This is a genomic window from Defluviimonas sp. SAOS-178_SWC (assembly GCF_039830135.1).
Classification (GTDB): domain Bacteria; phylum Pseudomonadota; class Alphaproteobacteria; order Rhodobacterales; family Rhodobacteraceae; genus Albidovulum.
The window spans coordinates 50,621-63,304 of record NZ_CP156080.1 but is presented as its reverse complement, the minus strand read 5'-3'; the positions used below and the strand labels follow the sequence as shown (position 1 = coordinate 63,304).

Sequence of the window (12,684 nt, the reverse complement as noted above, 5' to 3'; positions counted from 1 at the left end):
GCGACACCCCTGTCGCAGCGGATCTCAGGCGGGGTTCAGAGGATCCCCGGCAGGTTCAACCCGTGCTCTCGCGCGCAGTCCTTCGCGATGTCATAGCCCGCGTCGGCATGGCGCATGACACCCGTGGCCGGGTCGTTCCAGAGCACGTTGGCGATGCGGCGGTCGGCATCCTCGGTGCCGTCGCAGCAGATCACCATGCCGGAGTGCTGCGAGAACCCCATGCCAACGCCGCCGCCGTGATGCAGCGACACCCAGGTCGCACCGCTGGCGGTGTTCAGGAGCGCGTTCAGCAGCGGCCAGTCGGACACCGCGTCCGATCCGTCCTTCATCGCCTCGGTCTCGCGGTTGGGCGAGGCGACCGAGCCGCTGTCGAGGTGATCGCGCCCGATCACCACCGGCGCTTTCAGCTCTCCGTTGCGGACCATCTCGTTGAAGGCCAGGCCCAGCTTGTGGCGCACACCAAGCCCCACCCAGCAGATCCGCGCAGGCAGCCCCTGGAAGCTGATCCGCTCGCGCGCCATGTCGAGCCAGTTGTGCAGGTGCGGATCGTTCACCAGTTCCTTCACCTTGGCGTCGGTCTTGTAGATGTCTTCCGGATCGCCGGACAGCGCGCACCAGCGGAACGGGCCGATGCCCTTGCAGAAGAGCGGGCGGATATAGGCGGGCACGAAGCCGGGAAAGGCGAAGGCATTCTCCAACCCTTCCTCCAGCGCCACCTGCCGTATGTTGTTGCCGTAATCGAGCGTCGGAACGCCGGCATTCCAGAAATCGACCATGGCCGCCACATGCACCTTCATCGAGGCGCGCGCGGCCTTCTCCACCGCTTTCGGGTCGCTTTCCTGCTTCTCGCGCCATTGGGCGACCGTCCAGCCCTGCGGCAGGTAGCCGTGGATCGGGTCGTGGGCGGAGGTCTGGTCTGTCACGATATCGGGGCGCACGCCGCGCTTCACCAGTTCGGGAAAGACATCCGCCGCGTTGCCGATCAGGGCCACCGATTTCGCCTCGCCCGCCTTGGTCCAGCGTTCGATCATCTCCAGCGCCTCGTCCAGACTATGGGTCTTTTCGTCGACATAGCGGGTGCGCAGGCGGAAATCGGCGCGGGTTTCGTCGCATTCCACGGCCAGACAGCAGGCCCCGGCCATCACCGCCGCCAGCGGCTGCGCGCCGCCCATGCCGCCAAGCCCGCCGGTCAGGATCCAGCGGCCCGTGAGGTGGCCGTCATAGTGCTGGCGGCCCGCTTCCACGAAGGTCTCGTAGGTGCCCTGCACGATGCCCTGGCTGCCGATATAGATCCACGACCCGGCGGTCATCTGGCCATACATCGCCAGACCCTTCTTATCGAGTTCGTTGAAATGGTCCCAGTTGGCCCAATGCGGCACGAGGTTGGAATTGGCGATCAGCACACGTGGCGCATCCTTGTGGGTGCGGAACACGCCGACGGGCTTGCCCGATTGCACCAACAGGGTCTGGTCGTCTTCCAGCTCCTTGAGGCTGGCGACGATCGTGTCGAAGTCTTTCCATGTCCGCGCCGCCCGGCCGATGCCGCCATAGACCACCAGCTCATGCGGGTTCTCGGCGACGTCGGGGTGCAGGTTGTTCATCAGCATCCGCATCGGCGCTTCGGTCAGCCAGCTTTTCGCGGTGATCTCGGCCCCGGTGTCGGGATAGATATCGCGGGTGTTGTGACGAGGATTGGTCATCGTTTGCCTCCAAGGGTCGGGGCCAGGCCGGCCAGGGTTTCCAGAATTTCCGAAAGCGGGATACGGAGTTTTTCGGCCTTTGCGGTGTCGTAACTCCAGGGCGCGGCCTCTTCCGTCAGATAGGTCGACTGCGCCAGTTCCATCTGGATCGCGTGCAATCCTTCGGCGGGGCGGCCGTAGTGGCGCGTGGTCCAGCCCCCCTTGAACCGTCCGTTGAGGATCGACCTATACCCCACCGCGGCTTCGCAGATCTTCTGGGCTGCGGCTTCGATGGAGGGGGCGCAGGTGGCACCCATGTTGGTGCCTATGTTGAAATCCGGCAGGGTGCCGTCGAAAAGGAACGGGATGTGGCTGCGGATCGAGTGGCAATCGTAGAGGATCGCCACGCCGTGTTTCTCGCGCACCCGGTCGAGTTCGGCCTCCAGCGCGGCATGGTAAGGGGCGTGAAAGGCCAGCCGCCGGGCCTCGATCTCGTCGGCGTCCGGTGCGCTCCGCCAGATCGGTTCCCCGTCGAAATCGGTCAGCGGCACCAGCCCGGTGGTGTTCTGTCCGGGATAGAGGCTGACACCCGACGGATCGCGGTTGGCGTCGATCACGTAGCGGTGGAAGGTGGCGCGCACCGTGGTCGCGCCCGGCAAGAGCCCGTCATAGAGCCTGTCGATATGCCAGTCCGTGTCGTCCAGCCCTTGCCCGCGCGGGTTCAGCCGGGCGCGGATGTCGTCGGGCAGCCAGGTGCCGGTGTGGGGCAGGCCCAGCACGATGGGGCCGTCGCCGCGTGAGATTTCGACCGGGGTCATGCGCCCAGCTCCGGCATCGGCGTGCCCGCCGCCTGCGGAAGCGCGTCGCCGCGCACAAGCTCCGCCGCGCGTTCGAGATCGGGCGCCATGTAGCGATCTTCGGCCAGCGTCGGGACGCTTTCTCGCAGGCGTGCCAGCACGGCAGCCAGAGGAGCGCTGGTCGAAAGCGGCGCGCGGAATTCGATGCCCTGCGCGGCGCAGAGCAGTTCGACGCCAAGGATTCGTTCGAGGTTGGCGACCATCCGGCCCAGCCGCACGGCGCCGTGGGCCGCCATGCTCACATGGTCCTCCTGATTGGCCGAGGTGGGCGTCGAGTCGGTCACGCAGGGATTGGCGAGGTGTTTGTTCTCGCTCATCAGGGCGGCGGTGGTCACTTCCGCGATCATCAGGCCGGAGTTCAGGCCCGGATCGGGCGTCAGGAAGGGCGGCAGGTCGAAGCTGAGCGTGGGATCGACGATGAGCGCGATGCGGCGTTGCGCGATGGCGCCGATCTCGGCCACGGCAAGCGCGATCATGTCGGCGGCGAAGCCCACGGGTTCGGCGTGGAAGTTGCCGCCAGAGACGATCATGCCGGCTTCGGTCAGGACCAGCGGGTTGTCGGTGGCGGCGTTGGCCTCGATCTCCAGCGTACGGCCGGCCATGCGCAGCATGTCCATTGCGGCGCCCGTCACCTGCGGCTGGCAGCGGATGCAGTAGGGGTCCTGCACGCGGGTATCGCCCTCGCGGTGGCTTTCGCGGATTTCCGAGCCGTCGAGCAGGGCGCGCATGGCGGCGGCGGCCTCGATCTGGCCGGCATGGCCGCGCAGGGCGTGAATCTCGGGCTGCAACGGCGCGGTGGAGCCCATGATCGCGTCGGTGGACATGGCCGAGGTCACCAGCGCGGCCTGCGCCGCGCGCCAGGCGTCGAACAGGCCGGCGAGCGCGAAGGCGGTGGAGAATTGCGTGCCGTTGATCAGCGCGAGCCCTTCCTTGGCCCCGAGTTCGACAGGCCGAAGCCCCGCGCGCTTCAGCGCCTCGCCGCCGGGCAGCGTCTGGCCTTCATAAACCGCTTCCGCGTGCCCCATCATCACCGCCGCCATATGCGCCAGCGGGGCGAGGTCGCCCGACGCGCCGACGGAGCCCTGAACCGGGATCACCGGGGTCACGCCGCGCGCCAGCATCTCTTCGATGAGGGTAATCAGCGCCATCCGCACGCCAGAGGCGCCACGGCCCAGCGACAGCAATTTCAGCGCCATCATCAGCCGGGCATGTCCGCGCGGGATCGGGGCGCCGACGCCGCAGCAATGCGACAGGATCAGGTTGCGTTGCAGCGTCGCGGTGTCCTCTGCGGCGATCTTGACCGAGGCGAGTTTGCCGAACCCGGTATTCACGCCATAGACCGCGGCTTTGCCGTTGGCTGCGGCGTCGATCCGCGCGGCGGCCTCGGCGACGGCACCGTGGCAGGCCGGGTCGAGGCGCACGGCGCTCTCGTCGCGATAGACGCGGGCGAGGTCGGCCAGCGTCACCGCGCCGGGGGTCAGGGTCAGTGTGGTCATTGGACGGCTCCGAAGATGCGGGAATGCAGCGGGTTGAACCCGATGCGGTAGGAAAGTTCAGCGGGCTTCTCGACATCCCAGACGGCCAGTTCGGCGCACTGGCCGGGAGCTATGGTGCCGACATCGACCAGGCCCAGGGCGCGGGCGGCGTTCACGGTGGTCCCGCGCAGCGCCTCCTCGGGCGTCAAACGGAACAGGGTGCAGCCCATGTTCATCGTCAGCAGAAGCGAGGTCAGCGGCGAGGTGCCGGGATTGGCGTCGGTCGCCAGCGCGATCGGCACACCGTGGGAGCGCAAGGTCTGCACAGGGGGCATCTGCGTTTCGTGCAGCGTGTAGAAGGCGCCGGGCAGGAGCACCGCGACCGTTCCGGCCCTTGCCATCGCCGCAGCACCGGGTTCGTCCAGATACTCGATGTGATCGGCCGAGAGCGCGCCATAGCCCGCCGCCAGCGCCGCGCCGCCAAGGTTCGATAGCTGTTCGGCATGAAGCTTGACCGGCAGGCCCAGTTCCTGCGCCACATCGAAGAGGCGGGCGATCTGGGCGGGCGAAAAGGCGATGCCCTCGCAGAACCCGTCCACCGCATCCACCAGCCCGTCTTCATGGGCGGCGCGCAAGGCCGGGATGCAGACCTCGTCGATATAGGCGTCGGCGCGGCCGTTGTATTCCGCCGGCACCGCGTGGGCGCCGAGGAAGGAGGTCTTCACCCGCACCGGGCGGTTCGCCATCACGGCGCGGGCGACGCGCAGCATCCTGAGCTCGGTCTCCACATCCAGCCCGTATCCCGATTTGATCTCGAGCGTCGTCACGCCCTCCGCGATCAAGGCGTCGGCGCGGGCAAGCGCGCTGGTCAGCAGGGCATCTTCGGTGGCCTTGCGCGTTGCCGTGACGGTCGAGACGATCCCGCCGCCCGCCCGCGCCACCTCTTCGTAGCTGGCCCCGTTCAGCCGCATCTCGAACTCCGCCGCACGATTGCCGCCATGGACCAGGTGCGTGTGGCAGTCGATCAGCCCGGGCGAGACGAGGCGGCCACCGAGGTCGACCTGCTCGGCATCCGCGAGGTCTTGCGGCAGATCGCCGCGCGACCCCACCCAGCGAACCTTCCCGCCGTCGAGCGCGATGGCGGCGTCTTCGATCAGCCCGTAAGGCGCTTCGCCGGTCATGGTGGCGGCTGACAGGTTGGTTAGCAGCCGGAGCGTGGCAGTCATCAATCGTCCCTCCAGATTCTGCTTTCCTATTATCGCCGACAGGTTTATATGTCTAGACATAAATTTGTTAAACGCGGGAATATGGCTGTGATACATGCGAAACAGGCGCTCTTGGCCGAGGGCTGGGCAAGCAATGTCCGACTGACCATTGCGGAGGGTGTGATCACCGCGATCGAACCCGACGCGTCGCCGGGGGCCGGGGACGTGGCGGTGGACACGCTCCTGCCCGCGCTCGGCAACCTGCACAGCCATGCCTTTCAGCGCGCGATGGCCGGCATGACCGAATTCCGGCAGGCCGGCCGCGACAGTTTCTGGACATGGCGCGAGCTGATGTATCGCTTCATGGATCGGCTCACGCCCGAACAGATCGAAGCGATTGCCGCGCAGGTCTATGTCGAGATGCTGGAGGCCGGTTATGCCAGCGTGGGCGAGTTCCACTATGTTCATCATCAGCCCGGCGGAGCGCCCTACGACAACATCGCGGAACTGTCGGAACGGATCTTCGCGGCGGCATCGCAGACGGGCATCGGCCTGACCCATCTGCCGGTGCTCTACAGCTATGGCGGGGCGCGGCAGACGGAGCTGAACGCGGGCCAGCGGCGGTTTGGCAACGATGTCGACCGGTTCCAGCGTCTGGTGGAGCGTGCGGCCGCCGCGCTCGGGAACCTGCCGGGCGATGCCCGCATCGGCATCGCGCCGCATTCGCTCCGTGCCACGTCGCCTGCAGATCTGGCGCGCGCCCTCGCAGAGAACGGGCAGGGTCCGGTCCATATCCATATAGCCGAACAGCCCCGCGAGGTGCAGGAGATCGAAGCATGGCTCGGCGCGCGGCCGGTCGAATGGCTGCTTGATCACCAGGAGGTGGATGACAGGTGGTGCCTGATCCATGCCACACACATGACCGATGCCGAAACGCGCAACATGGCCGCAACCGGCGCTGTCGCGGGGCTTTGCCCGATCACCGAGGCCAACCTTGGCGACGGGCCGTTCAACGGCCCGGACTATGCCAGGGCCGGCGGACGCTTCGGGATCGGGTCGGATTCCAACGTCAATATCTCGCTGACCGAAGAGCTTCGCACGCTGGAATATTCGCAACGCCTGCGCGACACGGGCCGCAACGTGCTGATCCCGGGCGAAGGCTCGGTCGGCGCGTTTCTCTATACGTCGGCCGCGCAGGGTGGCGCGCAGGCTCTTGCGCGCGCATCCGGTGCGATCGCCCCGGGAAAACTGGCCGATCTCGTCGCAATCGACAGCCGGTCCGCGGCGCTCTGCGCCCTCTCGCGCGATCACCTTCTGGACGGCCTTGTCTTTGCGGCGAAGGACAATGTCGTCAGCGATGTCTGGAGCGCCGGGCGGCATGTCGTGCGCGGCGGACATCATGTCGGACGGGACGCCGTCTTCGAAACCTATCGCGCCGCGATGGAGGAATTGGTCAGCGTCTGATCCCGGCCCGCCTGGTCGAGACGACGAGCCCAATCGCAATCCAGACCACGAGGCGCACCGTCATGGCGATGACGGTGCGCGGTTCGAAAGCGCCGCCCCGTACGACATGCAGGCCGAACGCGGCAAGGACGAGAGCGATCGCGATGGCCAGTCCGACGGAAAGCCTGGCTGCCCAGGGACGTCCGAAGCCGATGGCGAGTCCGGCGACGACATAGACAAAGCCGGACAGGAAGTTGAACCACAGCACGAAGGGGACGACCTTGCCGGCCGCCTCGCGCGCCGCGTCGCCTCCGAAGAGGACGGTCCCCCCCGACAGGATCGTCATCGCGCCGAAGGCCACCGCCACGGCCGCCGCGACCCGGAGGGGCCAAGAGGCCGGTGATGTGGTTGTCATGTCGCCAACTCCTTCTGATCGTCGAGGACGCCGTCCCTCAGGTGGAACAGCTGGTCGAACCTGTCATAGATCTTCTCGTCATGGGTGACCGCGACGATGCAGGCGTCCTGCTCGGCCGCCAGCTTGCGCAGGAGATCCATGACAATCCCGGCGCGCTTGCTGTCGAGCGCCGCGGTCGGCTCGTCCGCCAGGATGATGCGCGGGCGGTTCGCGAGCGCGCGGGCGATGGCGACGCGCTGCGCCTCGCCGCCGGAAAGCTGCGCGGGCATCGAATGCGCACGATGACCCACCTCGAGATAATCCAGCAAGGCGTCCGCCCTTTGCTGCGCGTCCGCCACCGGCTGGCCCGCGAGCGTCAGCACCAGGGCGACGTTGTCGCGGGCATTGAGGAAGGGGAGCAGGTTGTGGAACTGGAATATGAAACCGATCTTGTCGAGCCTCAGCCGGCGCAGATCACGGCGCAGCCAGCGGCCGTCATAGACAGGCTCGCCATCCAGGATGACACGCCCTCCGCTTGCCGGAATGATGCAGCCGATGATGTTCAGAAGTGTCGTCTTGCCCGAGCCCGAGGGCCCGAGCAGCGCCACCACCTCGCCCTGCCGCACCGTCAGGTTGATGTCGCGCAAAGCATCGACCCGTGTCGGACCCTCGCCGAAATGCTTCGACACGCCCGACAGTTCGATCAGGGGGTGCATTGTCTCATCCTCCGATGGCGGTCGCCGGATCGACCTTCAGCGCGGCGCGCACGCCGAGCCCGCTGGCCGCGATACAGACAACGATGATGATTCCCGCCAGCACGGCGGCGTTAAAGGGTTCCAGCACCACCCGGCGCGGGAAGTAGTCCTTGACCAGCAGGATCAGCAGCAGGCCGAAGCTCCACCCCACAAGCCCGAGGGCGAGCGATTGCTGGACGATCAGTCCGATTATGGTGCGGTCCGGCGCGCCGATCAGCTTCAGCGTGGCGATCTGCTTCAGCTTCTCCATGGTCATCGTGTAGATGATCAGGGCAATCACCACGGCCGATACGGTCAGAAGGATGCCGAGAAACAGGCCGATCTGGCGCTTGGCGCGATCCACGACCGAGTCCAGCAGGATCGCCTCCTGCTGGGCCTGGGTCATGGCGCCGAGATGCTTCCACTGCCGCACGTGCCGCGCCACGCCGTCGAGATCCGCCGCCGGCTCGAGCCTCGCGATGACCGCCGAAACGGTATCGGCGCTTTCCAGAAGGCCCGCACCACGCGCTTCCTGCACACGCTGCGCCGGCGGCGCCAGTTCGGATTGCAGGGTCTGCGCGTCGGCGAGCGTGATGAAGGCGGCCGGATCGCCCCCCGAGTTGGTGACATCCTCGACCAGGCCGACGACGGTGAAATCGTCGCGCCCGAGGCGAACGCGGTCGCCGAGCGAAAGCCCGGTCTTGCGGTCCACCACGATCTCGAAATGGCTGCGGGCGATGCCACGCCCTTCGGCGATCCGCTCCGGCCCGCCCGGGCGGCCGGGCTCGTAGCCGATCACATAGAGCCGCAGCGCGTCGCCTGCATGGGCCGTCTCGACCGTCTGATAGCTGATGCTTCCCGCGTCGGCCACGCCGTGCAGACGCGCCACCGCATCGCGCGTGCCGCCGGGAATCTTCGAGGCTTCGGCGAAGGGCCCCTGTGTGCCGGACTCGACCACCCACAGATCGACGCGCGGTGCGCGGACGATGTTCAGCGCGTCGGCGACCAGACCGTTGTAGATACCGATCATGGCGAGGACGACCGCCATCAGCAGGCTGAGACCGAGGCAGGTCAGCACGAAGCGGAACAGGTTGTGCCGGACGTCGCGCAAGGCCAGGTTCATGGCGCGTCCTTCCGGCCGGTGCGCAGCCTGCGCCCCTCGGTCAGCCCGGCGACGGGCACCGCCACGACGTCCGCGCCCACGGGCAGGCCATCCACGATCTGGGCGCGCGAATCCTCGGTGCGATGTCCGAAGGTGACGGTCGCTTCGGTTGCGGCCCCGTCCATCACGGTCCAGACCCGGCCCGTATGGCCGTCAAAGCCGCGGATCGCGATCTCGGGCACAAGCAGCGCCTCGGGCAGGGTCGCGACGGTGATGCGGATCTCTGCCTGTTCGCCGAGATACACCTGCGCCGGACAGGTGTCGCAGGTTATCCAGACGCGCCGCTCCTCGTTGACCCGGTCGCTCTCGATCCCGATCCGCGACACGTGGCCGGTGAACACCGAATGCGGCAGCGACCGCAAACGGATCTCGGCCGGCTGGCCCAGGGCGATGGCGCCGGCCCGCGCCTCGTCTATATAGGCCAGCGTCCAGACGCTCGCCGGGTCGATCAGGGTAAAGACCGGCTCACCCGCCCGCACCACGGTTCCGGCCTCGACATGCCGGGCGACCACGACCGCATCGAAGGGCGCGTGCAGCTCATGATGATCGAGAAGCACACGCTCATAGCGCAGCGCGGCCGTCGCATCGGCGTGCTGGGCGGCGGCAACGGCGATCTCGCTTTCAGCCACCGCCAGATCGGCGGCGGCGACCGCCACATCCCGCTCGGCCTCTTCTGCGGTCTGGTCCGAGATCGTGTTGCGCCGGGCCAGAGCCTGCTGGCGGGCATTGGTCAGTTCGTACTGCGCAAGATCGGCACGGGCGCGGGCAACCGCGGCTTCGGCCTTGGTCTGGCCGGCCGCGGCCGCCTCGACAGCCGCCTCGGCCCGTGCGATGCGGGCTTCCTGCTCGCTCGGATGCAAGCGCGCGAGAACCTGTCCCGCGGAGACCCTGTCGCCGCTGTCGGCGGAAAGCTCCGTCAGAGCGGCGCCGACCTCGAACCCGATCCGCGAGAGGATGCGCGCCTCCACGGTGCCGAGACCGTAGACCGTGACCGGCACGTCCCGTTCGATCGATACGATGGGAACGACCAGCGGCCGTTCGTTCAGGAACAGATATCCCGCCAGGGCCGCCAGACCCAGCGCGCCGCCGACGATGGCCAGTGTCATGCGCCGCATCAGCCTGTCCTCCCCTCATCCGCGGGGCGGCTCATCAAGGCGAGCTGGGTTTCGAGAAGCCGCCGCCCCTCCGCCTGAAGCGTGAAGGCGCGCCCGCCGAGCGTCCACCGCATCGCGAGACTCTGGACCAGCGAGATCAGCAGGAGCGCCCCATCCCCCGGATCGAGACCGCGCCGGATCAGACCCATCCCGCGCGCCCTCTCAAGTTCCGCCGCGAGCAAGCCCAGAAACCGCATCATGATCGTCCGAAACCGGCGATGAAGATCCGGATTTTCCGCCTGGAGTTCGCGCGAATGGAGGATCGCCGGGATCGCCGGGGTGCGCTCGATCTGAGCAAGCTGTGTCAGAATAAGCGCACGGAGCCTGTCTTCCGGCGCCTTGGCCTTGGACAGGACGGCGTCCCAGTTCGCGCTCATCTGCGCGTCCATCGCTTCGCCGACGGCCTGCCACAGGGCCTGCTTCGTCCGAAAGTGCCGGAAGATCCCGGGCTGGGTCAGTCCGACGGCGTCGGCGATCGCCTGCGTCGTCAGACGATCCGGGCCAAGCTCGTCCGCGAGCCGCAGTGTCGCTGCGATGATTTCGGCCTTACGGGACTCAGCAGACATGCGCTTCATGCGGGGCACCATAGTTAGTTATTGATCACTAATTAATTGGGCCCGACGCGAGATTCAAGATGGCCGCAGGCGGTATCCGGGCCGTTCGCCCCGCGACCAGCCCCGATTTGCGCCCGTGGGGCTACGCCGGCTGGCCTGGCATGACACTGGCGGTTCCTGGCATTTCCCTCGGGGCAATTCGCAGCGCGCGCAGGGCGTTCAGGATCACGGCGACGTCGATCACTTCCTGGAGCAAGGCGCCCTCGACCGGGGTCAGATAGCCATAGGCGGCGGCGATCATGCCGAGAACCGACAGGCCGATCCCGGCGATGACGCTTTCCAACGCGATCCGGCGCGAGGCGCGGGCGATCTCGATCCCCGGGCCCAGCCGGTCGATCCGGTCGACGAGAAGCACGACGTCGGCCGCCTCGGCAGAGGCGGCGGCGCCCCGCGCGCCCATGGCGACACCGACATCGGCCGCCGCCAGCGCCGGCGCGTCGTTCACCCCGTCGCCCACCATCATCACCGGGCCGTTCTTGCGCTCGGAGAGGACCAGCAGAACCTTCTGGTCCGGCGCCAGTTCCGCCCGCAGACCGTCGAGGCCGAGCCCCTCGGTCACGCGCTCGGCCACGTCCGCGCGGTCGCCGGTGGCGAGCAGGATGCGCCCGATCCCCTCGCGGCGCAGACCGTCCAGCATCGCGCCCGCACCGTCGCGCAAGGGGTCGGACATGACGAGATGCCCCGCCATGTGCCCGTCGACCGCGACCGCGACCAGCACCGATCCGGCGGCCATGGCGGGATGATCGCCGGGTCTCCGTCCGACGCGGGACGCGACGAAGCCGTCGCCGCCGACGATGACCTGGCGTCCCTCGACGTGACCCACGACGCCTTCGCCCGGGATCTCCGCGACCTCCGATGGGACCGGCAGCATGAAACACCTTGCCTTCGCGGCGGCAACGATGGCTTGCGCCACCGGATGCTGCGACGCCTGGTCGAGCGCGGCGGCGAGGCGCAGGATATCGTCCTCGGCCATCCCGTCATGGCTGTCGATGGACACGATCCGCGGGCGGCCGTCCGTCAGGGTGCCGGTCTTGTCGAGGATCAGCGTACGGATGCGCGCCATCGTCTCGAGCGGTCCCGCCCCCTTGATCAGCACCCCGAAATGCGCCGCGCGCGAAAGGCCGGCGACCAGCGCCACCGGCACCGCGAGGATCAGCGGACAGGGCGTGGCGACGACCAGCACTGCGACCGCCCGGATCGGGTCGCCGGTGAACCACCAGGCCGCAAAGGCGATGCCGATGGTGATCACGAGGAAGCCCAGCGACCAGCGGTCGGCGAGCCGCGACATCGGTGCCTTCGACGCCTGCGCTTCCTCGACCAGCCGGACGATCCCGGCATAAGTGCTGTCCTTCGCCTCCCGCGTCGCGGTCAGGTCGAAGGCCTCGCCAGCATTGGTCGAGCCGCTCATGGCGTCGGCCCCGCGCGTCAGCCGGACCGGCAGGGATTCGCCCGTCAGCGCCGAGGTGTCGACGAAGGCGGTCTCGGACGCCACGGTGCCATCGACCGGCACGACGTCGCCCTGCCGGATCAGGAGGCGGTCGCCGGGGGCGATCCCGTCGAGCGGCACGTCTTCCAGCCCGCCATTCAGATGCCGGGTCGCCGTCCGGGGCACGCGGGACAGAAGGTCGTGCATCTCGCGCCGGGCGCGGCCTTCGGCGAAGGCCTCAAGGAAGGTGCCGCCGGAATACATCACCGCGACGACCGCCGCCGCGAGCGTCTCGCCGAAGACGAGCGCCGCCGACATGGAGAGCGCCGCGACGATATCCAGCCCGACCTCTCCGCGACGCAGGCTGCGCAGGATCTCGACCACCAGCGCGGCAAGCGCGGGAACGACGCCGGCGAACCAGACGCGGCGCGCGAGGTCGGACTGGCCAGCAAAGTGGAACGCAAGTCCCGCGATCAGGCCGGTCGCGGCCAAGAGCAGGATGGCGGTCTTGAAGCGGTCGGTCCGGGTGGTTTCCATGCCC

General features: G+C 67.9%; 11 protein-coding genes. 1 reads left to right on the top strand and 10 read right to left on the bottom strand.

Annotation, left to right across the window (positions count from 1 at the left end; all coding sequences use genetic code 11):
- Positions 1–35: 35 nt before the first annotated feature.
- Genes hutU through hutI form a run of 4 tightly spaced genes read right to left on the bottom strand, consistent with a single transcriptional unit; the run spans position 36 to position 5,237 of the window.
- On the bottom strand, positions 36–1,700 hold the full coding sequence (hutU, locus tag V5734_RS00320) for a urocanate hydratase (protein ID WP_347309700.1): 1,665 nt from the start codon (positions 1,698–1,700) through the stop codon (positions 36–38).
- Entirely contained in the window at positions 1,697–2,497 is an 801-nt protein-coding gene (gene hutG, locus V5734_RS00315) for an N-formylglutamate deformylase (protein ID WP_347309699.1), read from the bottom strand. Before hutG ends, hutU begins: the two co-directional genes overlap by 4 nt.
- Positions 2,494–4,032, bottom strand: coding sequence for a histidine ammonia-lyase (gene hutH / locus V5734_RS00310; protein ID WP_347309698.1), 1,539 nt, complete (start codon positions 4,030–4,032; stop codon positions 2,494–2,496). The genes hutG and hutH overlap by 4 nt, the downstream gene beginning before the upstream one ends.
- On the bottom strand, positions 4,029–5,237 hold the full coding sequence (hutI, locus tag V5734_RS00305) for an imidazolonepropionase (RefSeq protein ID WP_347309697.1): 1,209 nt from the start codon (positions 5,235–5,237) through the stop codon (positions 4,029–4,031). The genes hutH and hutI overlap by 4 nt, the downstream gene beginning before the upstream one ends.
- Before the next feature lie 81 nt (positions 5,238–5,318).
- On the opposite strand from hutI, the gene V5734_RS00300 reads away from it, so the two are divergent.
- Positions 5,319–6,680 (top strand): formimidoylglutamate deiminase, encoded by a 1,362-nt coding sequence (locus V5734_RS00300; RefSeq protein WP_347309696.1) that lies wholly within the window; start codon positions 5,319–5,321, stop codon positions 6,678–6,680.
- Here the strand turns inward: V5734_RS00300 and V5734_RS00295 are convergent.
- The 6 genes from V5734_RS00295 to V5734_RS00270 form a co-directional block, all read right to left on the bottom strand.
- Complete coding sequence (locus V5734_RS00295; protein WP_347309695.1) at positions 6,670–7,074, bottom strand: hypothetical protein; 405 nt, start codon at positions 7,072–7,074, stop codon at positions 6,670–6,672. The genes V5734_RS00300 and V5734_RS00295 overlap by 11 nt on opposite strands.
- Positions 7,071–7,769: an ABC transporter ATP-binding protein gene (locus tag V5734_RS00290; RefSeq protein WP_347309694.1), complete on the bottom strand. Its 699-nt coding sequence runs from the start codon at positions 7,767–7,769 to the stop codon at positions 7,071–7,073. Before V5734_RS00290 ends, V5734_RS00295 begins: the two co-directional genes overlap by 4 nt.
- Before the next feature lie 4 nt (positions 7,770–7,773).
- Positions 7,774–8,910 (bottom strand): ABC transporter permease, encoded by a 1,137-nt coding sequence (locus V5734_RS00285; protein ID WP_347309693.1) that lies wholly within the window; start codon positions 8,908–8,910, stop codon positions 7,774–7,776.
- Positions 8,907–10,064, bottom strand: a complete 1,158-nt coding sequence (locus V5734_RS00280) for an efflux RND transporter periplasmic adaptor subunit (protein ID WP_347309692.1) — start codon at positions 10,062–10,064, stop codon at positions 8,907–8,909. The genes V5734_RS00285 and V5734_RS00280 overlap by 4 nt, the downstream gene beginning before the upstream one ends.
- A complete protein-coding gene (locus V5734_RS00275; RefSeq protein ID WP_347309691.1) occupies positions 10,064–10,669 on the bottom strand; it encodes a TetR/AcrR family transcriptional regulator in 606 nt (201 codons plus the stop codon). Before V5734_RS00275 ends, V5734_RS00280 begins: the two co-directional genes overlap by 1 nt.
- A 130-nt stretch (positions 10,670–10,799) precedes the next feature.
- On the bottom strand, positions 10,800–12,680 hold the full coding sequence (locus V5734_RS00270; protein WP_347309690.1) for a heavy metal translocating P-type ATPase: 1,881 nt from the start codon (positions 12,678–12,680) through the stop codon (positions 10,800–10,802).
- Positions 12,681–12,684 lie beyond the last annotated feature (4 nt).

Coding starts and splice junctions, on each gene's coding strand:
- hutG (WP_347309699.1), bottom strand. CDS start 2,497: ATGACCCCGGTCGAAATCTCACGCGGCGACGGCCCCATCGTGCTGGGC.
- hutI (WP_347309697.1), bottom strand. CDS start 5,237: ATGACTGCCACGCTCCGGCTGCTAACCAACCTGTCAGCCGCCACCATG.
- hutH (WP_347309698.1), bottom strand. CDS start 4,032: ATGACCACACTGACCCTGACCCCCGGCGCGGTGACGCTGGCCGACCTC.
- V5734_RS00285 (WP_347309693.1), bottom strand. CDS start 8,910: ATGAACCTGGCCTTGCGCGACGTCCGGCACAACCTGTTCCGCTTCGTG.
- V5734_RS00290 (WP_347309694.1), bottom strand. CDS start 7,769: ATGCACCCCCTGATCGAACTGTCGGGCGTGTCGAAGCATTTCGGCGAG.
- hutU (WP_347309700.1), bottom strand. CDS start 1,700: ATGACCAATCCTCGTCACAACACCCGCGATATCTATCCCGACACCGGG.
- V5734_RS00295 (WP_347309695.1), bottom strand. CDS start 7,074: ATGACAACCACATCACCGGCCTCTTGGCCCCTCCGGGTCGCGGCGGCC.
- V5734_RS00275 (WP_347309691.1), bottom strand. CDS start 10,669: ATGTCTGCTGAGTCCCGTAAGGCCGAAATCATCGCAGCGACACTGCGG.
- V5734_RS00280 (WP_347309692.1), bottom strand. CDS start 10,064: ATGCGGCGCATGACACTGGCCATCGTCGGCGGCGCGCTGGGTCTGGCG.
- V5734_RS00300 (WP_347309696.1), top strand. CDS start 5,319: ATGGCTGTGATACATGCGAAACAGGCGCTCTTGGCCGAGGGCTGGGCA.
- V5734_RS00270 (WP_347309690.1), bottom strand. CDS start 12,680: ATGGAAACCACCCGGACCGACCGCTTCAAGACCGCCATCCTGCTCTTG.